The 19,309-nt window shown below is 73.4% G+C and carries 21 protein-coding genes and 1 pseudogene; 14 read left to right on the top strand and 8 right to left on the bottom strand.

Annotation, left to right across the window (positions count from 1 at the left end):
* Positions 1-455: 455 nt before the first annotated feature.
* Positions 456-2,156 (bottom strand): beta-N-acetylhexosaminidase, encoded by a 1,701-nt coding sequence (locus OXR63_RS17260; protein ID WP_267425340.1) that lies wholly within the window; start codon positions 2,154-2,156, stop codon positions 456-458.
* Positions 2,157-2,192: 36 nt separating this feature from the next.
* Here OXR63_RS17260 and OXR63_RS17255 point away from each other — a divergent pair, with 36 nt between their 5' ends.
* Both OXR63_RS17255 and OXR63_RS17250 read left to right on the top strand, forming a co-directional pair.
* Positions 2,193-3,335, top strand: a complete 1,143-nt coding sequence (locus OXR63_RS17255; protein WP_267425338.1) for an ROK family transcriptional regulator — start codon at positions 2,193-2,195, stop codon at positions 3,333-3,335.
* Positions 3,336-3,390: 55 nt separating this feature from the next.
* Positions 3,391-4,149 carry a DedA family protein gene (locus OXR63_RS17250; protein WP_267425337.1) on the top strand — a complete coding sequence of 253 codons (759 nt, stop codon included), beginning with the start codon at positions 3,391-3,393 and terminating at the stop codon, positions 4,147-4,149.
* 19 nt (positions 4,150-4,168) lie between these two features.
* Here the strand turns inward: OXR63_RS17250 and OXR63_RS17245 are convergent, their stop codons facing one another.
* The gene (locus OXR63_RS17245) at positions 4,169-4,372 is read right to left on the bottom strand and encodes a DUF2945 domain-containing protein (protein ID WP_194660004.1); all 204 of its coding nucleotides are present in this window, start codon (positions 4,370-4,372) and stop codon (positions 4,169-4,171) included.
* 217 nt (positions 4,373-4,589) lie between these two features.
* On the opposite strand from OXR63_RS17245, the gene OXR63_RS17240 reads away from it, so the two are divergent.
* Positions 4,590-5,642: a serine/threonine-protein kinase gene (locus OXR63_RS17240; RefSeq protein WP_267425332.1), complete on the top strand. Its 1,053-nt coding sequence runs from the start codon at positions 4,590-4,592 to the stop codon at positions 5,640-5,642.
* 30 nt (positions 5,643-5,672) lie between these two features.
* On the opposite strand, the gene OXR63_RS17235 is transcribed toward OXR63_RS17240, so the two are convergent.
* Complete coding sequence (locus tag OXR63_RS17235) at positions 5,673-6,308, bottom strand: MBL fold metallo-hydrolase (protein WP_267425329.1); 636 nt, start codon at positions 6,306-6,308, stop codon at positions 5,673-5,675.
* A 36-nt stretch (positions 6,309-6,344) separates the two neighbouring features.
* Between OXR63_RS17235 and OXR63_RS17230 the strand changes: the two genes are divergently transcribed.
* Together OXR63_RS17230 and OXR63_RS17225 are read left to right on the top strand one after the other, a co-directional pair.
* Positions 6,345-6,815, top strand: coding sequence for a MarR family winged helix-turn-helix transcriptional regulator (locus tag OXR63_RS17230; protein ID WP_267425328.1), 471 nt, complete (start codon positions 6,345-6,347; stop codon positions 6,813-6,815).
* A gap of 46 nt (positions 6,816-6,861) precedes the next feature.
* Entirely contained in the window at positions 6,862-7,485 is a 624-nt protein-coding gene (locus OXR63_RS17225; RefSeq protein ID WP_267425326.1) for a phosphoribosylanthranilate isomerase, read from the top strand.
* Positions 7,486-7,564: 79 nt separating this feature from the next.
* On the opposite strand, the gene OXR63_RS17220 is transcribed toward OXR63_RS17225, so the two are convergent.
* Both OXR63_RS17220 and OXR63_RS17215 read right to left on the bottom strand, forming a co-directional pair.
* Entirely contained in the window at positions 7,565-8,335 is a 771-nt protein-coding gene (locus OXR63_RS17220; protein ID WP_267425324.1) for an HAD-IIB family hydrolase, read from the bottom strand.
* A 175-nt stretch (positions 8,336-8,510) separates the two neighbouring features.
* Positions 8,511-9,104: a nitroreductase family protein gene (locus OXR63_RS17215; RefSeq protein WP_267425322.1), complete on the bottom strand. Its 594-nt coding sequence runs from the start codon at positions 9,102-9,104 to the stop codon at positions 8,511-8,513.
* 124 nt (positions 9,105-9,228) lie between these two features.
* Between OXR63_RS17215 and OXR63_RS17210 the strand changes: the two genes are divergently transcribed.
* The gene (locus OXR63_RS17210; protein ID WP_267425321.1) at positions 9,229-10,152 is read left to right on the top strand and encodes an AEC family transporter; all 924 of its coding nucleotides are present in this window, start codon (positions 9,229-9,231) and stop codon (positions 10,150-10,152) included.
* Between the two features lie 133 nt (positions 10,153-10,285).
* On the opposite strand, the gene OXR63_RS17205 is transcribed toward OXR63_RS17210, so the two are convergent.
* The gene (locus OXR63_RS17205) at positions 10,286-11,122 is read right to left on the bottom strand and encodes an exodeoxyribonuclease III (protein WP_267425318.1); all 837 of its coding nucleotides are present in this window, start codon (positions 11,120-11,122) and stop codon (positions 10,286-10,288) included.
* 103 nt (positions 11,123-11,225) lie between these two features.
* Between OXR63_RS17205 and OXR63_RS17200 the strand changes: the two genes are divergently transcribed.
* From OXR63_RS17200 to OXR63_RS17175, 6 genes are read left to right on the top strand one after another with little or no spacing between them, the layout of a single operon-like run.
* A complete protein-coding gene (locus OXR63_RS17200) occupies positions 11,226-11,681 on the top strand; it encodes an Asp23/Gls24 family envelope stress response protein (RefSeq protein WP_267425316.1) in 456 nt (151 codons plus the stop codon).
* Positions 11,678-11,869 carry a DUF2273 domain-containing protein gene (locus OXR63_RS17195; RefSeq protein ID WP_267425313.1) on the top strand — a complete coding sequence of 64 codons (192 nt, stop codon included), beginning with the start codon at positions 11,678-11,680 and terminating at the stop codon, positions 11,867-11,869. Before OXR63_RS17200 ends, OXR63_RS17195 begins: the two co-directional genes overlap by 4 nt.
* A complete protein-coding gene (locus tag OXR63_RS17190) occupies positions 11,866-12,315 on the top strand; it encodes a hypothetical protein (protein WP_267425311.1) in 450 nt (149 codons plus the stop codon). The genes OXR63_RS17195 and OXR63_RS17190 overlap by 4 nt, the downstream gene beginning before the upstream one ends.
* Positions 12,312-12,896, top strand: a complete 585-nt coding sequence (locus OXR63_RS17185; protein ID WP_267425308.1) for a hypothetical protein — start codon at positions 12,312-12,314, stop codon at positions 12,894-12,896. The genes OXR63_RS17190 and OXR63_RS17185 overlap by 4 nt, the downstream gene beginning before the upstream one ends.
* Complete coding sequence (locus OXR63_RS17180; RefSeq protein WP_267425306.1) at positions 12,893-13,489, top strand: hypothetical protein; 597 nt, start codon at positions 12,893-12,895, stop codon at positions 13,487-13,489. The genes OXR63_RS17185 and OXR63_RS17180 overlap by 4 nt, the downstream gene beginning before the upstream one ends.
* A gap of 49 nt (positions 13,490-13,538) precedes the next feature.
* On the top strand, positions 13,539-14,321 hold the full coding sequence (locus OXR63_RS17175) for an aminoglycoside 3'-phosphotransferase (protein WP_267425305.1): 783 nt from the start codon (positions 13,539-13,541) through the stop codon (positions 14,319-14,321).
* On the opposite strand, the gene OXR63_RS17170 is transcribed toward OXR63_RS17175, so the two are convergent.
* Positions 14,318-15,691 (bottom strand): peptidoglycan DD-metalloendopeptidase family protein, encoded by a 1,374-nt coding sequence (locus tag OXR63_RS17170; RefSeq protein WP_267425303.1) that lies wholly within the window; start codon positions 15,689-15,691, stop codon positions 14,318-14,320. The genes OXR63_RS17175 and OXR63_RS17170 overlap by 4 nt on opposite strands.
* A gap of 66 nt (positions 15,692-15,757) precedes the next feature.
* Entirely contained in the window at positions 15,758-17,473 is a 1,716-nt protein-coding gene (locus OXR63_RS17165; protein WP_267425302.1) for a hypothetical protein, read from the bottom strand.
* A gap of 76 nt (positions 17,474-17,549) precedes the next feature.
* Between OXR63_RS17165 and pyrE the strand changes: the two genes are divergently transcribed.
* Positions 17,550-18,101 carry an orotate phosphoribosyltransferase gene (gene pyrE, locus OXR63_RS17160; RefSeq protein WP_071272457.1) on the top strand — a complete coding sequence of 184 codons (552 nt, stop codon included), beginning with the start codon at positions 17,550-17,552 and terminating at the stop codon, positions 18,099-18,101.
* Positions 18,098-19,309, top strand: a pseudogene (locus OXR63_RS17155) (hypothetical protein); the annotation flags it as partial. The gene pyrE and the pseudogene OXR63_RS17155, both read left to right, overlap by 4 nt.

Genomic DNA, 19,309 nt, shown 5'->3' with positions numbered 1-19,309 from the left:
ATCGAGACACCGCTGGAAACGGCGGCGTCTCGAGCGCGCACGGGTGTCTCGCGCAGACGGGGGCGTCTCGCGGGAGCCAGGGCATGCAGACGCCGGTGTCTCGCGCAGACGGGGGTGTCTCGCGGGAGCCGGGGCATGCGGACGCCGGTGTCTTGCGCTGACGGGGGTGTCTCGCGTGGGGTTGGTGGGACCAGAAGGCGGACGGGAGGCTCGGTGCCAGCTGGCACCGAGCCTCCCGTCCGTCTCGGGGTGCGCCGAGCGGTCGCGACACCCCGTCGGCGCATCGTCGAGTGGTCGAGACGCGTCGCCTGCCGGCCGCCGGACCGACCGGTGGTGACCGGTCGGCGGAGGTGAGCGGGGAGTCGTGACCAGTCGGGCTGACCCGGCCGCCGGCCCGGGCCGCCGGCCGCCGGCTCGCCGGACCCGGCCGCCCGCCGGCCCGCCGGGGCCTGCGGTCAGTCGGCGATGTTGGCCGTGACGGCGTCGATGTAGGCGGCGCGCTCCTCGCGGGAGTGCGGGCGGCCCGGGACCCCGGGGCGCTCCTCCCAGGGGAAGGGACCGGCCTCGTGGCGGTACTCGATGCCCATGGCCTCGAGCCGGGCGAGGTGCTCCACGAGCCGCCCGCGGAAGTCGTCGAGGTCGCGGGGGCCGGCGACGTCCGCGGACCAGAGCGCCTCGGCGAGGGCGGCGACCCGGGGGAACAGCTGGTAGTCGAGCTTCCGGACGGTGTCCACGTGCTCGGTCCACATGTTGCCCTGGCCGCCGATGACGTGGGCGCGCTCGGCCTCGGTCAGTGACGCCGGCACCGGGTCGAACGCGAAGACGTCGTCGACGGTGAGGACGATCGACACCGGGATCGGCTCGTTCGGCAGGTCGCTCTGCCGGTAGTCCAGGTAGGCCTGGTCGTCCGGCACGGAGATGACGTCGTGCCCGCGGCGGGCAGCCGTGACCGCTCCCTGCAGCCCGCGCCAGGACAGCACGGTGGCGGAAGGAGAGAGCGTGCCGCCCTCGAGGATCTCGTCCCACCCGAAGGCGCGACGCCCGTGCGACTCGACGTGTGCGGCGAGCTGGCCGATGATCCAGGCCTGCAGCTGCTCCTCGTCGGCCAGGCCCAGCTCGCGCATGCGCTCCTGCGTGCGGGGGTCGGTCTCCCACTGCACCTTCGGGCACTCGTCACCGCCGATGCCGATGTAGGCGCTCGGGAACAGCTCGACGACCTCGTCGAGGACGTCCTTGAAGAAGGAGATCGTGGCGTCGTCGGCGTTCAGGACGTCGTCCGCGATGCCCCACTCGGTCCAGACGTCGACCGGTGACTCCGGGTGCACGCCGAGCTCCGGGTACGCGGCGAGGGCGGCGCGCACGTGTCCGGGGGTCTCGATCTCGGGGACGACGGTCACGAACCGGTCGGTGGCGTAGGCGACGATCTCGCGGATGTCGTCCTGCGTGTAGTACCCACCGTGCGGTCGGCCGTCGAACGCGTCCGGTCGGAGGATGCCGTCGGCGCCCTCGACGTGCGCACCGACCTGCGACTCGGCACGCCACGACCCGATCTCAGTGAGCCGCGGGTACTTCCGGATCTCGATGCGCCAGCCCTGGTCCTCGGTGAGGTGGAAGTGCAGGCGGTTGATCCGGTGCGCCGCGAGCTGGTCGATCACCCGGAGGACCTCGGCCTTGGTGCGGAAGTGCCTGGCGACGTCGAGCATCACGCCGCGCCAGGCGAAGGCGGGGGCGTCCTCGACCCGCTGGGCGGGGATCGTCCACGGGCCCGTGCCGACGCGACCCCTGCGGTGGACGTCCGCCGGCAGGAGCTGCAGGACCGCCTGGACGCCGTAGAAGACGCCGGCGGGCCCACCGCCGACGACCTCGACGTGGTTGCCGTCGACGGTCAGGCGGAAGGACTCGGTGCGGTCCTCGCCGGGGCCGGCGAGGAGGGTGTCATCCGACCCGTCCACGCGGAGGGAGATGCCCGCATCCTCCGATCGGTCGGCATCGCGGACCGGCAGGCCGGTCGAGCCCCGCAGGGTCTGCTGGAGGTACAGTCGGACCGGCTCGCTCGGCGCATCGGCGGCGATGCGGGTCGACGGGGTGATCTCGAACGAGCCGACACCGGGTGTCGACAGGCGCGGGCGGGGGATGAGCATGTCGGCGTCCACCATTCCTCAATGATCTTTCGTAATGTGGAGGCTATGGCCGTGAGCGAGACCCTGTCAACGATCCCGAGCGGGGTCGACGGGAGCTCACCCGCGACCCTCCGGCTCCTGAACTCCCGCGCGCTCCTCGACGAGCTCTTCCGCGACGACTCCTCGTCCACCGTCACCGAGCTGAGCCGCCGGGTCGGGCTGTCCCGCCCCACGGTCGAGGCGGCGCTCGCCGACCTCGTGGCCGCCGGCTGGGTGCGCGAAGCCGACGCGATCGCGACGCCGAACAAGGCGGGTCGGCGCGCCAAGCGCTTCCGTGCCGACGCCGGGGCGGGATCGGTGCTCGGCGTGGACCTCGGGCTGCACGGCATCGTCGGCGTGCTCGCGGACCTCCGTGGGGACGAGCTCGCCCGGGTGGAGGAGGTCTACACGGACCTCGCATCCGCCGATCAGGCATGGTCGAGCGTGCAGGACGTCGTCCACCGTCTGACGGCGCACGTGGACCAGGACCGGTTGCTCGCCGCCACGTTCGGTGTCCCGGCCGTCGTGGACCGCAGCGGTGAGATCGACTACACGGTCGCCGTGCCGGAGTGGGTCGAACGCCGGGTGCCGGGGCGCATCCAGGAGCTGCTGCCGAGCGCCGTCACGTTCTTCGACAACGACGCCAAGCTCGCCGCGACCGCCGAGACGATGTGGGGCGGCTTCCACGGTGTCCGTGACGGCCTGTACCTCGTGATGGGTCGCCAGATCGGCGCCGCCTTCCTGGTCGAGGGCGCGCTGGCCCGCGGCGCACGGGGAGCGGCGGGGGAGATGGGCGGCCTGGCGGCGACCGGCTGGCCCGAGGCGCCGGCCAGACTGGAGGCTCGGATCCCGTCCGGAGCGGACGTCGAGTCCGTCATCGTCGCGGCCGGGCAGGGTGACGCCGCCGCCCAGGACGCCGTCCGGGCGCTCGCCGAGGACGTCGCCCCGGGTGTCGCGCAGCTCATCGCCACGCTCGACCCGGAGGTCGTGGTGGTCGGGGGTGAAGTCCTGCCGGCGGCCGGGGTGTTCTGCGCGGCACTGCGCGATGCCGTCGCACCCCTGCTGCGGCACCCGGTGGTGATCGTGCCGTCGTCCGTCGGGCGGGACGCCGTGGCCCGGGGAGCGCTCGCTCGGTCGCTCACCCACGTGCGGGCTTCGCACATGGGCCTGGGCTGAGGGAGCGCGGCGGCGCACTCCGGCACCTGTCAGGGTGTTCAGGGATGATCGCGGGATGACGACCGCCGTTCTGACGACCGCCACCCGCGCCGCTTCCTCGTCCCCGGACGCCGACATGGGCGGGCTGTCCGGGATGGTGCTGCGGCTCATCGAGGCGCTCGGGGAGTGGGGCGTCGCGCTGATGCTCTTCGTCGAGACGGTCTTCCCGCCGATCCCGTCCGAGGTCATCCTGCCGCTGGCGGGGTTCCTCGCCGGTGCCGGGCGGATGAACCTGGTGCTCGTGCTGGTCCTCGCGACCCTCGGGTCCTACGTCGGGGCCCTGGTCCTGTACTGGCTCGGCCGGGTGATCGGCTTCGAGCGCACGGTCCGCTGGCTCGGGAAGCTGCCGCTCGTCGACGAGGACGACTTCCGCAAGGCCGCCGCCTGGTTCCACCGGCACGGCCGCAGTGCGGTGCTGTTCGGTCGCCTGGTCCCGATCGTCCGGAGCCTGATCTCGCTGCCCGCCGGTGCCGACCGGATGAACCTGGCGTCGTTCTCGCTGTTCACCATCCTCGGCTCGGGCCTCTGGAACAGCGTGCTCGTGCTCGGCGGTGCCGCCCTCGGCACCCAGTACGACAAGGTCGAGGGCTACACCGAGTGGATCGACCGGGCGATGTACGTGGCGATCGTGGTGGTCGTCGTCGTGTTCGTGGTGCGCCGGGTCCGCCGCGGTCGTGCCGAGCGAGCCGAGCGAGTCGCGCAGGGCCAGAGCCAGAGCCAGGCGCCCGCCGCCGGGGTCCACGGTCGTCGTCGCGCGGAGACGACCGGGGACTGACCGGCTCGGGGCCGTGCGTTCAGGCCTTCGTGAGCGCCGACTCCTTGTGCGCCGCCTGCTTGCCCGACTTCTCCGACTCGATGATCCAGTACGGGTCGTCGTCCGTCGGCTTGAAGTGCTGACCGTCGAACTCGAAGTCGCTCGTACGCTGCTCGACGAGCTTGCCGGTCGTCTTCCCCTGCGAGGTGTTCCAGTGGACCTCGTCGCCCTTCGACAGTGCCATCGCCTGTCCCCTTCCGTGGTGTCCAGTTCGCGTCGGATCCGCGGCCTGTACCCCGAGACGCTAGACCCCGCCGATCCGCGCCGTTCCAGGGATCCCGGGTGCGTCACGATGTCATAACGCCCACTCGGATCGGGCGCACGGCGCGTACCGTTGCCTGCGAGTCGCGCACGAGCAACGCTCGCCTCCCGATGGCTCCCCGAAGGATCGAACCACCCTGATGTCACTCGTCGACAACACCCGCACGGAGACGGTGCTCTCCGGACGCTACCGGTTGGCGCGCCTCATCGGAACCGGGGGCATGGGATCGGTCTACGAGGCCCGCGACGAGCACACGTACCGCCTGGTCGCCGTGAAGCTCTTCGCGACGCCGCACGCGATGACGACGGCCGACCGCGTCCGCCAGGAGCGCGAGATCCGGCTGCTCAGCATGCTGTCCCACCCGGGGCTCATCCCGCTGTACGACGCGGGCACGCACGAGTTCCCCGACGGTCCGCACCGGTTCATCGTGATGGAGCTCATCGCAGACGCGACCCTGCTCCGCCGACTGGCCGAGGGCGCGCTCCACAACTACGAGGCAGCGGACCTCGGCGCGCAGCTCGCCGACGCCCTGGCGTACGTGCACTCCCGCGGGATCGTGCACCGCGACGTCAAGCCCGCCAACATCCTGATCAGCGACGAGGGCTCCTCCGGGTTCGCCAGGACCGTCAAGCTCACCGACTTCGGCGTCGCGCACTTCGTCGACGGCTCACGACTGACCAACGACGGCACGGTGATCGGCACGGCCGCGTACCTCAGCCCGGAGCAGGTCGCCGGCGAGCCCATCAGCTACGCGACGGACGTGTACTCCCTCGGACTGGTCCTGCTCGAGGCCCTGACCGGCAAGCAGGAGTACTCCGGCACGCTCATCGAGGCGGCGCTCGCGCGTCTCCGTCGCAGCCCGGAGATCCCGGACGAGGTCGGGCGGGACTGGCAGGACCTGCTGCTCCGCATGACCGACCGCGACCCGGCCCGCCGTCCGACCGCGGTCGCCGTGGCCCGGGCGCTCCGTGGTGGCTCCATGCAGGTCACCGGGCCCGTGCCGCTCGGCCCGGAACGCCTGGCGCACAAGCGGGACCACCGCATGCACCGGGCGGCACACCGGCACGCACGGCGCGGCACGTTCGAGGCCGTCAACCGCTGGCGCCGTCGCAACATCGCGACCGGCACCGTCGCGGCCGCCGGGGTCCTGCTCGCGTGCGCGCTGAGCTACGTCGCGGGCACGCTGCACTGAACCCCGGTCGGCAGCGACGGGGCGATCCGATCAGACCTCGATCGACTCGCCGTCCTGCAGGGTGACGAGCTCGATGCCGGTGAGCTGACCGCTGTACTGGGCGAACATGCCGCGGCCGGCCTCGCTGAGCATCAGGTCGTGGATCTGCACTGCGCGGGTCGGCTTGACCGCCCGGATGAAGTCGACGAGCTCGCTGAGCTTGGCCCACGGGCCGGAGGTCGGCACGAGCAGCGTCTCGACCGCGGTGTCGGGCACGAAGTAGGAGTCGCCCGGGTGGAAGACGCGGCCCTCGACCAGGTACCCGACGTTGCTCATCGCGGGCAGGTCGGCGTGGATCACGGCGTGGTCGCCGCCGTGGACCTGCACGGCGAAGCCGCCGGCGTCGATCGTGTCGCCGGGGGCGACCGCCGTGACGCGGCCGTCGTGCTCGCCGAGTGCGGTGACGACGTCGGCCGGTGCCCAGACGTGCAGCTCGGGCTGGGCGTCGAGGGCGGCGGTCAGGACGTCGGCGTCGAAGTGGTCGGGGTGGTCGTGCGTCACGAGGACGGCGGAGGTGCCGGCGACGAGGTCGGCGGAGTTCGGCGTGTAGGCGCCCGGGTCGATCACGAGGGAGCGGTCGCCGTCACGGACGACGATGGTGGCGTGGGTGTGCTTCGTCAGCTGCATGCTCCGAAGTGTACAGCCGACCTGTACAGTTCCGTCATGGCCCCCGACGAACAGGACCTCGTGTTCACCCTCGAGGACGCGAACGCGCTCCGGCGGTCGATCGGCGACAGCGTGCGCGCCGTCCGACGGTCCGAGACCACGCCGGAGGGGCAGATCGAGGCGCTCGGGTTCCTCGCGCGGGACGGCGCCCACAGCATCGCGGCGCTGGCTCGGCTGCGACGGGTGCGGCACCAGAGCATGCGGGTGACCGTCGCCGACCTCGAGGCCCAGGGGCTCGTCGAGCGGGCACCCGACCCCGCGGACGCCCGCGGGGTCCTGGTCTCCCTGACGCCCGCCGGCCTGGCCGTGGTCGCCGAGTCCCGGACCCGACGTGCCGGCCGGGTCCTCGCGGCAGCCGAGGCAGCGCTGACCCCGGAGGAGCGCGCCGTGCTCGCGAAGACCGCACCGGTGCTCGAGAAGCTCACGGCGGCCCTGCTCGCCGAGGACGTCGCCGACGCGCAGGGATGACCGGAAGCGCTCCCCTCCGTCGGTCGTTTCGGGCAGGATGGAGGGCATGAGCGACCAGCGATGGATCAAGATCTGCGGCTTGTCGACGCCGGAGACCGTGGACGTCGCCGTCGACGCCGGTGCCGACGCCCTCGGGTTCGTCTTCGCCGCCGGCAGTCCCCGGACCGTCACGGCTGACCGGGCGAAGGAGCTCGTCGAGCGCGTGCCCGACGGGGTCGACGCCGTCGGGGTGTTCCGCGACCAGGAGATCGACGAGATCGTCAGCATCGCCTCGGCCGTGGGGCTGACGACGCTGCAGCTGCACGGCAAGGAGTCCGCGACGGACTTCGCCCGCGCGCGGGACGCCGGCTTCTTCACGATCCGGGCCGTCGCCGCCGAGGACTACCTCGCCGAGACCCCCGAGCAGCGCGCCGCGTACGACCACGACCTGCTGCTGCTCGACGCCGCGGTGCCCGGCAGCGGACGGCTCATCGATCCCTCGGTGCTGGCGGACGGCATCGACGAGGCCTGGATCCTGGCGGGCGGGCTCACCCCCGCCAACGTCGTCGCCGCGGTCGAGAGCCTCGACCCGGACGGCGTCGACGTCTCGAGCGGCGTCGAGTCCGAGCGCGGCGTCAAGGACGCCGCCAAGATCCGGGCGTTCGTCGAGGCGGTCCGCAGCGTCCCGTGACGGAGCCGGGCCGAGCCTCCAGGCCGAGTGCGGCGACCAGCAGGCGGACGCGACGGACGGATGCTGACGGACGCGACCGTCAGACCGACGCGACCCGGAGCGTCGGGATCAGCTCGGTGAGGAACGCGTCGGTGTCCTCCCAGCCCTCCACCGGGTGGCAGGGGACACCGAGGGCCTTGACGGGGTAGTCGTTGCCCTCGGGGTCGAGGCGGTCGCCGACGAAGAGCATGTCGTCGAGCGCGATGCCGGTGATCGCGGCCAGGCGCTGCATGCCGTAGGCCTTGTCGATGCCCTTGCGGGTGATGTCGACGCTGGTGGAGCCGCCGGAGCGGACCTCGAGGTCGGGGAGCTCGGCCTGCACGCGGCGGCGCAGGTCGTCCTTCTTCGCACCCGTCGGGTCCCACTGCTTCTTGACGTCGACCGGGGCGGCCTGGCCGAGCGCGGAGAAGGTGATCTGGGAGCCGCGGTCCTCGAGGATGTCGCCCCAGGTCTCCGACTCCCAGTAGCCGGCGTCCTTCGCGACGGCCTCGACGGCAGCGAGGGCGCGGGCCTTCTCGTCGTCGGTGAGGTCCTCGGCGTACTGCAGCGCCCAGTCGTCCCCGGCCCAGCGGAAGTACCGCGTGCCACAGGTGGGCAGCAGGTGCAGGTCGTCGAGGGTGAGGCCGGCGCGCTGGCTGAGCGGAGTGACCAGCTGCTGCTCGAACTGCTGGAAGTTGCCGCCGGAGATCACGGCGACGGGGACCGTCTCGAGCAGCGCGGCGAAGGTCTCGAGCATGCGGGGGTCGAGCGCGGACTTCGACGGGGCGAGGGTGTCGTCCAGATCGAAGGCGACGAGGCGTGGTGCGGTCATGCGCCCGATTGTGTCATGCGACATGTCCCCGCAGCCGGACGGGTGCGGGGTCCCGCCGGTCCTTGCGGGAAGCCGGTCGGCTGGGCCCGGACGCCGTGGCGTCCGCACGCCGGAGCCCGGACGCCCCGGGCCCGGAGGCCTTGAGCCCGGACGCAGCGGCGTCCGGGCCCGGTGTTCACTCCTTGACGAGGACGACCTCGTCGAGCGGCAGGCGGGTGCGCGGGGCGACCTCGCGCTCGGCGGCCTTCTCGTCGAGCTGCGACGGGTGCGCCACCGTGCCGATCGCGGTCACCGTGAACGGCTGGAAGCGCTCGGGCAGGTCGAACGCCGCGCGGAGGCCCTGGGCGTCGATGCCGGCCATCTGGTGCACGTGCAACCCCTCGGCGTGCGCCTGCACGGTGAGGGCGGCGAGGGACTGCCCGAGGTCGTACTGCGCGAACGGGCGGGCGTCGCCGTCCTCGGTCGCGGTCTCGAGCACGCCGACCACCAGGACGCTCGACCGGTAGGCCCACGTCTGGTTGAACCCGAGGAGGTGCTCGTTGATCTTCCGGAACGTCTCGGTGCCGCGGCGGCCGGCGATGAAGCGGCGGGGCTGCGAGTTCTGGGCGGAGGCGGCCCAGCGGGCGGCCTCGAGGACGGCGTCGAGCTGGTCGTCCGAGATCGTCGCGGTCTCGTCGTAGGAGCGCGGGCTCCACCGCTCCTCGAGCAGCGGGACGAGGGGCTGGCTCGAGTCGGTGGAACGGGAGAGCGTGGTCACGGCATCGGTCATGCTCAGCACAACGGCGGTGCACCCCGTGGCATTTCCGACACGCGACGGCATCGTCTGGTCGCGTCGTACGCATTCCCGAGGGTCGCGTCGCTCACGGCCGCCGACACCTGCCAGGATGGGTGCGATGGGTGGCGTTCTGATCGGCTTCGCGATCATCGGCGCGATCATCGCGGCCGGGTACGTCGTCGGGCGCGTCGGGCTGCTCGGACCGCACGCCCAGTTCGTGATGAGCCGGCTGGCGTTCTTCGTGCTCATGCCGTGCCTGCTGTTCCACACCATCGCGACCGCCGACATCGCGTCGCTGGTGTCCCCGATGCTCTGGGTGTCGCTGCTCAGTGCCGTCACCGTCGCCATCGGGGCAGCGCTCGTGTTCGGCCTGGTCCTGCGGCGGTCGCTCACGGTGACGACGGTCGGCGCGCTGGCGTCGAGCTACGTCAACGCGAACAACATCGGGCTGCCGGTCGCCGTGTACGTCCTCGGGCAGGCCACCGCCGTCGTGCCGGTGATCCTGCTGCAGCTCGTCCTGCTCGCCCCGGTCGCGCTGACGATCCTCGACGCGGCGACGGCGTCCGGGGGCGGCTGGAGGCGTCGGCTGCTCGGGCCCGTCACGAACCCGCTCATCATCGCGTCGCTCCTCGGTCTGCTGTGCTCGGCGCTGCACGTCCAGCTGCCGGACCCGGTGCTCGAGCCCTTCGCGCTCGTCGGGGCCGCCGCCGTGCCGGTCGTGCTGCTGTCGTTCGGCATGAGCCTGCACGGGTCGGCGCCGCTCCGGGACCCGTCGATCCGGACGGACGTGATCGTGGCGTCGGCTGTGAAGCTCGTCGTGATGCCCGTCGTGGCCTTCGTGTTCGCCCGCTTCGTGTTCGGGCTCGGCGACCAGCAGGTGTTCGTCCTGACGACGCTCGGGGCGCTGCCCGCGGCGCAGAACGTCTTCAACTACGCGCAGCGGTACGACGCCGCGGTGCCCGTCGCGCGGGACGTCGTGCTCATCTCGACGATCGGCGCGGTGCCCGTGCTGGTGCTCGTCGCCGCGCTGCTGCACCCGTAGGGCGCGCCGGAGGCGTCGGCCGGCGCTGGCCGGCGCTCCCGTCGGTGGTGAGATCGCAGTTGGTGTCGGGTGCGGGACCGGTGAGGCGACACGGAGTGCGATCTCGGCGGGGCGGACGGGAGGCTCGGGTGGGTCAGAAGATCATGGGGCGGTCATCGTCGAGGGCGGTGTCGAGGTCGAGGTCCACGACGACGGGGACGTGGTCGCTCGGGGCGTCGCCCTTGCGCTCGTCGCGGTGGATCGAGGCGCCGGTGACGACGTCGGCGAAGCCCTGGGAACCCATCACGAAGTCGATGCGCATGCCCTCGTTGCGGGGGAAGCGCAGCTGCTTGTAGTCCCAGTACGTGTAGCCGTCGGGGACGATCGGGCGGACGACGTCCTGGAGGCCGCGGGCCTCGAACGTGCGGAACGCGGAGCGCTCGGGCTCGCTGACGTGGGTCGCGCCCTCGAAGACGCGCATGTCCCAGACGTCCTGGTCGAGCGGGGCGACGTTCCAGTCACCCATCAGCGCGAGCTTGAGGTCGGGGTCGGCCTGCAGCCACTCGGTGGTGCGGTCGGCCAGCTGCGCGAGCCAGTCGAGCTTGTACGTGTAGTGGGGGTCGCCGACCTCTCGCCCGTTGGGGACGTAGAGGCTCCACAGGCGGACGTCGTCGACGGTGACGCCGATGGCGCGGGCCTCCACCGGGAGGTCGGGGCCCTCGTGGCCCTTGAGGAAGCCGGGCTGGCCGGGGAAGTCACGGGTGACGTCGTCCATCGGCAGGCGGCTGGCGAACGCGACGCCGTTCCACTGGTTCAGCCCGTGGGCCTCGACGTGGTAGCCAGCGGCCTCGAACGCGTCGACCGGGAACTGCTCGGGCTTGCACTTGATCTCCTGCATGCCGAGGACGTCGACGTCTTCCCGCACGAGCCAGTCGACCACCCGACCGACTCGGGTGCGGACGGAGTTCACGTTCCAGGTCGCCACGCGCATGGAACACGAATCTACCGGTCGCCACCGACCACCGGCTCCGGGCAGCGGGCGAGCCGATGGTGTTCCCTGGACCGAGAGTCCACCCACCGTGAGGAGCAGCACCATGGCAACGACGAGCAACCGCGTGGACGGCACCGCAGCCACCGCGACCAGTGCGACCACGACGACGCAGGTGACCGGCGCCGGCAGGACGATCATCGACGACCAGGTCGTCGCGAAGGTCGCCGGCATCGCCGCCCGGGACGTCCCCGGCGTGTACGCGCTCGGTGGGAACGCCGCCCGGGCCTTCGGTGCGATCCGCGACGCGATCGGGTCGACCGCGCTCGGGCAGGGTGTCCGCGTCGAGGTCGGCGAGACCCAGGTCGCCGTCGACCTGACGATCGTCGTGGACTACCCGACGCCGATGATGGAGGTCGCCTCGGCCGTGCGCGCCGCGGTCACGAACGCCGTCACCGAGCTCGTCGGGCTGCAGGTCACCGAGGTGAACATCGCCATCAACGACGTCAACATCCCCGCGCTCGACGGCACCCCGGACGACCTCGACGGCCGCGTCCGATGAGCGCGACCGTCGTCGGCATGGGCGTCGGCGCCGTGCTCGCGGTCGTCGCGTTGACGCTCGGCTTCTGGGCCGTCCTGGTGGTCGCCGTGTGCATGGCGCTCGGGGCACTCGTCGCCAGGGTCGTCTCCGGGGACGTCGACGTCCACCGGTTGCTCGACGTGCTGCGCGGACGCCGGAGCTCGTCGTGAGCGGTGCGGCCGGCGCGACGACCGTGCCTGCCGCTCGCGAGGGCGCTGCCGCCACTGGCCCTGATGCCGACCGCGTGCCCGGGTACGACCGGATCGGCACCGCGGCGCTCGTGCACACCGCCCAGGTCGTGGCGGCCGAGGCGCTCGGGAGCCCGGTCCGGGACGTCCGCGCGCGGGTCGCCGACGACGGGCGCGGTTCCCTGGCCGTGACCGTGACGGCACCGCTGGTGATGCCGGTGCTCGGCGCGCGCTCGACCGCCGGCGGGTCTGCGACTGACGCCGGCTCGACCGCGGGGACTGCGGCGCCCGAGTCCGTCGTGGCCCGGACCCACCGCGCCCGGGCCACGGTGGCCGAGCGGCTGAGCGCGATCACAGGCCGCCAGGTCCAGCGCGTCGACGTCACGTTCACCTCGTCCGTCGTCGACACCCCGAGGCGGGTGCGATGACCGAGCCCGACGCCTTCGCCCGTCGTGTCCTGCGCCGCGAGACCCACGAGTCCCGCTCGGTGGCGACCACGGTCGCGATGCTCCTGCTCCTCCTGGTCGCCGCTGCGGTGGTGTTCGCCGCCGTGCTCGTGTTCCTCGACCAGCGGGTGCTCGGCGTCGACCCGCGTGACGTCGTCGACGCCGGGGCCGCTGCTCCGCGTGGGCTCGACCCGACCGTCGTGGTCGGCGTCGGGGCGGTCGTCGCGTTCGTCGGCCTCGTCCTGCTCGTGAAGGGCATCACTCCTGGGCGCCGTCCGCGCCACACCATGCCGTCGGACCGCCTCGCCGTCGTGGTCGACGACGAGGTGCTCGCCTCCGCTGCCGCGCGTGCAGCCCGCGGCGCCACGCGGCTCGGTCCGGACGCCGCGGTCGGGACCGTCGGACGGCGGACGGTGGACATCGTGCTCCGGCCGGCCGCCGGGGTCGACGTGCCCGCGGTCGCCGCGAAGGACGCCGTCGACCGTGAGTTCGCGGAGATCGAGGTCGTGCCCGCGGTGCACGCGCGCGTCCGGGTCCAGCCGACGGGACGGGTCGACGGGTGAACGCCACGAACCGCGTGCTCAACCGCGTCGCGCTGGTCGTCGCGGGGCTGGCACTGCTCGTCCTGGGCATCGCGACCGTCCTGGTCGAGACCGTGCCCTGGGCCGCTGACCGCTGGCACGACGCCGCTCGGGCCGCGCTCGGGGGCCTCGGAGCGGATGCGTCCCACGAGGCCTCGGTGGCGGCCTGGGCGTGGGTGCTCGGCGGCGCGGTGCTGCTCGGCGTCCTGACCCTCGTCGTGCTGAGCAGCATGGGCGGCGGCCGTGTCGGCACCGTGGTCGAGGACGACGGCAGCGCGGCCGGGCTTCCGGGGGTCGTGCACATCGACGCCGCCGCCGTGCAGCACGCCCTGTCGTCCGCCGTGGGTGCCCTGCCGCAGGTCGCGTCCCTCGCCGTCGACGTGCACCGGGTCCGCGGGCGCCGTGCCCTGCGCATCCGTGTGCGTCCCCGGAAGGGTGCGTCGCCGCGCGAGATCACGACCCGTGTGGAGGAGATCGTCGCCGACCTCGACGCCCTGCTCGGCAGCCAGCTGCCCGTGCTGCTCGAGATCGCCCGCGGCGGTGCGGGTTCCTCGCGCCCGGACCGGGTGCGCTGAGGTGGGTGCGCTGGTGTCGCTCGGGGGCCTCCCACACGGGGAGGTCACCGTGCCGGACGCCGTCGCCGCGGTCATCGGCACCCGCCCCGCCGTGCCGGTGTGGGTGAACGCGATCGGCGGGAAGACCTTCCGGATCGGGGGCACCGACGCCGACAGTGCCGACGAGTACGTGAAGTGGGTGCCGGCGGCGTACGCGCCGTGGATCGACGCCGAGGCAGCGCGGCTTGCCTGGGCCGGCCGGTGGCTCCGCGTGCCCGAGGTCGTCGACCACGGTGCCGACGAGCAGGGCGCCTGGCTCCGCACCCGAGCGGTGCCCGGCTGGAGCGCCGTCGACCCCCGCTGGCGCGACGAGCCCCGGACCGTGGTGGTCGCCGTCGGGGAGGGCCTCCGCGCGCTGCACGACACGCTCCCGGTGTCAGAGTGCCCCTTCGAGTGGTCGAACACCGACCGGGCGGCTCGGGGCCGTGCGGCGGGCGCAGACCCGTCGGCGCTCGGACCCGAGCCCGAGACCGACCAGCTCGTGGTCTGCCACGGCGACGCGTGCACGCCGAACACGCTGATCGGCGCGGACGGGCGCTGGGCGGGCCACGTCGACCTCGGGGCGCTCGGTGTCGCCGACCGCTGGGCGGACCTGGCCGTGGCGACGATGGCCCTCGGGTGGAACGTCGGACCCGGGTGGGAGCCGCTGTTCCACGAGGCGTACGGACTGCCGGCCGACGCGGAGCGCACCGCCTGGTACCGCGCGCTGTGGAACCTCGACGACGACGGCATCGTCAGCGCCGGCGGCAGCAGCGGCAGCAGGACCGGCAGCGCCGACGGTGTCCTCGGCTAGAAGCCCACGCCCCTGGCGGCCATGAAGCCGACGGGGTCCGTCGTGCCGCCACCGACGTGGGTCTCGAAGTGCAGGTGGCAGCCGGTGGAGTTGCCGGTCGAGCCGACGAGCGCGAGGAGCGTGCCCGCGGCGACCTGCTGCCCGGGGGTGACACGGAACCCACCGCTGACGATGTGGCCGTACGCCGTCGCGACCCCGTTGCCGTGGTTGACGCGCACGTAGTTGCCGTAGCCGCCGTACCAGCCGACGTACTCGACGGTGCCGGCCGACGCGGCGACGATCGCGGTGGAGCAGCCGCTGCCGAGGTCGATGCCGTCGTGGAAGCTCCCGTTGCCGGTGATCGGGTGCACCCGGTAGCCGTACGAGCTCGAGATGTACCCGCCGGCGGGTCGGACCCACCCGGTGCCGGAACCCGTGCCGACCGACGGTGACCCGCCGACCGGAGCGCCACCGCCGCCGCCGCCTCCGCCCCCGCCGCTGTTGTTCGCGGCGTTCGCGGCGGCTGCTCGCGCTGCGGCCGCTGCGGCACGACGGGCGGCCTCGGCGGCTTCACGCGCGGCGCGTTCGGCAGCGGCCTTGCGGACGGCCTCGCCCTCGGCGAACTCGGCCTCGGTCCGGACGCGGCCGGAGGTCAGCGTGGCGAGCTGGGCCTGGAGCCGCGCCTTGTTGTCCTGCTGCTCGTCGTACGCGGCCTGGGCACGGTCGGACGCGGCCTGCGCCTCGGCCATGCGGTCCTGTGCCGCCTTCGCCAGGGACTCGAGCGCGGCAGCGGCCCGGTCGGCCTGCCCGGTGAGGGCCCTGGCGACGGAGGCGTCGGCGCTCGCGGCGGTCTCCACACGTTCGGCCTGCTCCGAGAGCTTGCTCAGCGCACCGAGGTCGTACAGCAGGTCGCGGGTGTCCTCACCGCCGGTCAGCACGCTGGTGGAGACGTCCGTGCCGCCCGAGCGAGCCATCTGCGCGGCGAACCGGCCGGCCTGCGCAGCGCTCTGCTCGGCGACCTCGGCGTGCTCCTCGGCGTCGGCGCGGAGCGCCTGTTCCTTCTCTGCTGCGCGCTGTGCCTTGCGCTGGGCGTCGGAGTACTCGGTGCCGCGCTCCTGGGCCTCCGTCGCAGCGGCGCTGGCCGTCGACTCGAGCCGTCCGATGAGGCCCTGGATGTCGGCGATCTGGCCGTTCTTCTGCGACTCCTGCCCGCGGGCGGCGAGGACGTCGTCCCACGACGGGTAGGTCGCCGCCTGTGCCGGGGGAGCGTCGAGGACCACGGTGCCGGTCAGCCCGAGCAGGGCGACGCCGGTGATCACCAGCCGCAGACTCAGCCGCTGGCGCAGTCGTCCGGACAGCGGGCGCGAGGGGAGGGGGGCAGAGCGAGTCATCGGGAGCGAGCCTATACATCCGTACAGATACGCCGCGACCTCGCCGCACCCCTGTGGAGAACTCCCTCAGAACCCGCGCTCGCGGCGGACGGCGTCCGCGCTGCCCACGACGTCGCTCCGCAACCGGGCTGCCCCGCTCGTCCCGGCGTAGTCCCAGACGTCGAACCCGGTGCAGTGCGTGACCGAGGCCGGGCGTCCGAGGAGGTCCTCCACCGACGTGGGCCACACGTCGCCGGAGCCGACGACCACGAACGTCGGGTCGGCGTCCCGGTAGGCCCCGAGGTCGACGAGCCACGGGTACACCTGGAACGTGTCGCGGACCTGCAGCAGGTCGACGTTCGTCGACGCGTAGGTCGCGAGCGGCCGCACCGTCCAGAACTGGCCGACCCCGACGACGTCCCGGCCGTCCGACCATCGGTCGAGGCAGCCCGCCGGGGTGTACGCCGCCGTCCGCACGGCCCGGAGGGTGCTCGGCGCCACCGCGACCCCGGCGGCCAGCACGACGGCGGCGCCGAGTGCGAGTGCGAGCCGCAGGCCCCGGACCGGCTGGTACACCCGGGTGCGCCGGACGGCCGTGCGCGTGAGCTCGCAGACGGCGACGAGGGCGATCAGCGGTGCGACCACGACGGGCTCGAGGTACCGCGGGGTGTCCGACCCGGCGACGACGACCCCCACCGACACGGCGGCGATCGTCACGGCGGGCAGGAGCGACGCGACCAGGACGGTCCTGGCGGTGCGGACCCGCCAGGCCCACACCGTCCCGCCGACCGCGAGCAGGACCCCGACGAGCATCAGGAACAGCCCGACGTCGCCCTCGCCCGACCCCGCACGGTCGTCGGTCAACGACGCGAAGAACCCGAGGGTCGACGCCGCCCGCGACGGGTGCACGTACGACGAGGGGTCGAGCGACACGAACGGCCGGAGCGGGATGCGCGCGAGGGACCCGACGACGGCACCGACCACCACGACGCCGGACAGCCACAACGCCGGTCGCCACGGCACCCGGCGAAGCAGCGCGACCACGAGCAGCGTGACGACGACGGGCCCACCGGACCACGGCACGTACAGGGGGTTCGACGCGGTCGTGCACGCGGCGACCAGGCCGAGCGTGACGAGGACCGCCACGGACGCCCGCCCGACGCGGACCGCCCGGAGCACGAGCGCCGCCGTGGCGAGCAGCGCCAGCACGACGCCGTAGTAGTACGTCGTGGTGAGGAGCAGCGACGCGAGCTCGAGCGACGTCGCCGAGGCCGAGGACTCCGTCAGCACCTGCAGCGTGAGGAACCCGACCGCCAGCACCGCGACGGCGATCCGCGCCGACCGGCGGGCGGAGGGCATCAGCTCGTTCGCGACCGCCCGGACGAGCGCGTAGACGCCGAGCAGCACCAGGACGCCGTTGAGCGCCAGTGCCTGCTGCGGTGTCGCGGTGACGACGGAGCAGAGCAGGTAGACCGGCAGCTCGGGGAAGAAGAACAGCGCGGGTGACATCGCCCACTCGAAGGGCTCACCGGCCCGGATCGACCGGACGACCAGGGGCAGCAGCACCGAGTCGCCGTCGTACCAGAGCAGCGAGACCCGGGCCGAGGCGAGCACGTGCCGGAGCGCGATGACCGCCAGGGCGACCGCGACGAGCGCGCCGAGGGCCTCGCGACCGAGGGCGCCGACGCGGTCCCGCGGCGACGAACCGCGATCGACGACGCCGTCCTGCGCCGAGGGCCCGCGGTCGAGCCCGGCTCGGCGGGACCCGCCGGCCGCTGGACGCGACGGGCGCTCGAGGGACACACCAGGCAGCGTACCGACGCCTCCCCGACAGCTCCGATGAGCGCCGGAGGGGCCGGACCGACTACCCTGGTGCGCTGTGACGGACGCGCGCGAGCAGTTGATCGACCACATCACGGCTGAGGCCGTGTTCCACGGTGACTTCACGCTGACCAGCGGCAAGAAGGCGACGTACTACATCGACCTCCGTAAGGTCAGCCTGGACCACCGCGTCGCCCCGCTGATCGGGCAGGTCATGACCGACCTGATCGCCGGTGTGCCCGACGTCTCCGCCGTCGGCGGGCTCACGATGGGCGCCGACCCGATCGCCGCCGCCGTGCTGCACCAGTCGGCAGCGCGTGGTGGCACGTACGACGCCTTCGTCGTCCGCAAGGAGCCGAAGGACCACGGCCGCGGCAAGCAGGTCGAGGGCCCGGACCTCCGCGGCAAGCGCGTCATCGTCCTCGAGGACACCTCCACCACCGGTGGCTCCCCGCTCAAGGCCGCCGAGGCCCTCGAGCGCGAGGGCGCGATCGTCGTGGGCGTCGCGGTCGTCGTCGACCGGGACACCGGCGCCAAGGAGACGATCGAGGCAGCCGGGTACCCGTACTTCGCGGCGATCGGACTGGCCGACCTGGGGCTGTCCGCGTGACCGCGGAGCGTCCGGACGACGCGCGCGAGCCCGACGACGCCGCACGCCCCGAGCACGGGGCAGACGGCCAGGAGGCCCCGCCCGCTCCCGCCACGGACGCTCGCTTCCCGGGACTCCGCAGTGCCGCCGACATCTTCGGGGCACCGCGCACCGCTGACGAGTGGCCGTCGCGCCGTGAACGTCGCGAGGCGGAGCGCGCCGCCGCCGAGACCGGCGAGCCGCTCCCGGAGCGCTTCGCGCCCGCCTCAGCGCCGGCACACGAGCCCGCTGCTCCGGCGGACGCCGAACCCGCCGCCGCGCCGACCCCGGAGCCCGCTCGCGCGCCGCTCGACGAGGACGCCACCCAGGCCATCTCGATGCCCGAGCAGCTCGCGGCTCCGTCGCACCCGGCCTCCGACCCGGACCGGTCCCTGCTGAGCGGCCGGATCCCGCCCGCCTCCGCGGTCCCTCCGAGCACCACGGCGCCGCACCCCAGCTCGATCCAGCTGCCGTTCGCCCAGACGAACCGCGACCAGCGCGCCGCGGAGACCCAGGCGATCGAGGACGAGCGTCGACGCACCGACCCCCTCGGGCTCGGCCGTGACGACGTCGACTTCCTCGGCCGTGCCACCGGCTCGCGACCCACCCCGACCGGACCCCTCGCCCAGCAGCCGGTCGGCGTGGAGGACACGCTGCCGCCGACCGACGAGCCGCCGACCTTCACCGAGCTCCTGCGCATGCCCGGGGTCGACGGTGCCGATCGGCCCGACGCCGGACGCCCCTTCGACTGGGCGGTCAACGACGCCGACGCCGGTGAGGTCCCGACGACGCTGACCTCGAACTCGTTCGACACCACGACGCTCGGCGGCGGGTGGTCGCTCGCGGACGAGGCCGACGACGACGCCGTCATCGACGACGAGCCCGTCGGACCCGCGACCACGGCGATGCCCGTCCCGGAGACGGTCGACCCCGACGACGTCGGCAGCTGGTCCCTCAGCGACGACGCCGCCCGCACCGGCGAGGTCTTCCCCGGCGACACGATGGACACCGAGCGCCCGGCACCACCCGTCGAGCGCCCGGCACCTCCCGTCGTGGAGCGTCCGGCACCACCCGTCGAACCGCTGGCACCGTCCGTCGAGCGGCCCACTCCGCCCGTCGGGCCCCCGGCCCCGCCGGTCGACCGCCCGACCCCGCCGGAGCACCCCGTCACGCCGACGAAGTCGCCGGCG

It is taken from the genome of Curtobacterium sp. GC_Cur_3 (assembly GCF_026544205.1).
GTDB lineage: Bacteria > Actinomycetota > Actinomycetes > Actinomycetales > Microbacteriaceae > Curtobacterium.
This window is presented reverse-complemented; position numbering and strand designations above follow the sequence as displayed.

What these genes read in the sequence shown, in the direction of transcription:
- OXR63_RS17260 (WP_267425340.1), bottom strand. Translation starts at nt 2,156, where the DNA reads ATGGTGGACGCCGACATGCTCATCCCCCGCCCGCGCCTGTCGACACCC.
- OXR63_RS17250 (WP_267425337.1), top strand. Translation starts at nt 3,391, where the DNA reads ATGACGACCGCCGTTCTGACGACCGCCACCCGCGCCGCTTCCTCGTCC.
- OXR63_RS17245 (WP_194660004.1), bottom strand. Translation starts at nt 4,372, where the DNA reads ATGGCACTGTCGAAGGGCGACGAGGTCCACTGGAACACCTCGCAGGGG.
- OXR63_RS17240 (WP_267425332.1), top strand. Translation starts at nt 4,590, where the DNA reads ATGTCACTCGTCGACAACACCCGCACGGAGACGGTGCTCTCCGGACGC.
- OXR63_RS17235 (WP_267425329.1), bottom strand. Translation starts at nt 6,308, where the DNA reads ATGCAGCTGACGAAGCACACCCACGCCACCATCGTCGTCCGTGACGGC.
- OXR63_RS17230 (WP_267425328.1), top strand. Translation starts at nt 6,345, where the DNA reads ATGGCCCCCGACGAACAGGACCTCGTGTTCACCCTCGAGGACGCGAAC.
- OXR63_RS17225 (WP_267425326.1), top strand. Translation starts at nt 6,862, where the DNA reads ATGAGCGACCAGCGATGGATCAAGATCTGCGGCTTGTCGACGCCGGAG.
- OXR63_RS17220 (WP_267425324.1), bottom strand. Translation starts at nt 8,335, where the DNA reads ATGACCGCACCACGCCTCGTCGCCTTCGATCTGGACGACACCCTCGCC.
- OXR63_RS17215 (WP_267425322.1), bottom strand. Translation starts at nt 9,104, where the DNA reads ATGACCGATGCCGTGACCACGCTCTCCCGTTCCACCGACTCGAGCCAG.
- OXR63_RS17210 (WP_267425321.1), top strand. Translation starts at nt 9,229, where the DNA reads ATGGGTGGCGTTCTGATCGGCTTCGCGATCATCGGCGCGATCATCGCG.
- OXR63_RS17205 (WP_267425318.1), bottom strand. Translation starts at nt 11,122, where the DNA reads ATGCGCGTGGCGACCTGGAACGTGAACTCCGTCCGCACCCGAGTCGGT.
- OXR63_RS17200 (WP_267425316.1), top strand. Translation starts at nt 11,226, where the DNA reads ATGGCAACGACGAGCAACCGCGTGGACGGCACCGCAGCCACCGCGACC.
- OXR63_RS17195 (WP_267425313.1), top strand. Translation starts at nt 11,678, where the DNA reads ATGAGCGCGACCGTCGTCGGCATGGGCGTCGGCGCCGTGCTCGCGGTC.
- OXR63_RS17185 (WP_267425308.1), top strand. Translation starts at nt 12,312, where the DNA reads ATGACCGAGCCCGACGCCTTCGCCCGTCGTGTCCTGCGCCGCGAGACC.
- OXR63_RS17170 (WP_267425303.1), bottom strand. Translation starts at nt 15,691, where the DNA reads ATGACTCGCTCTGCCCCCCTCCCCTCGCGCCCGCTGTCCGGACGACTG.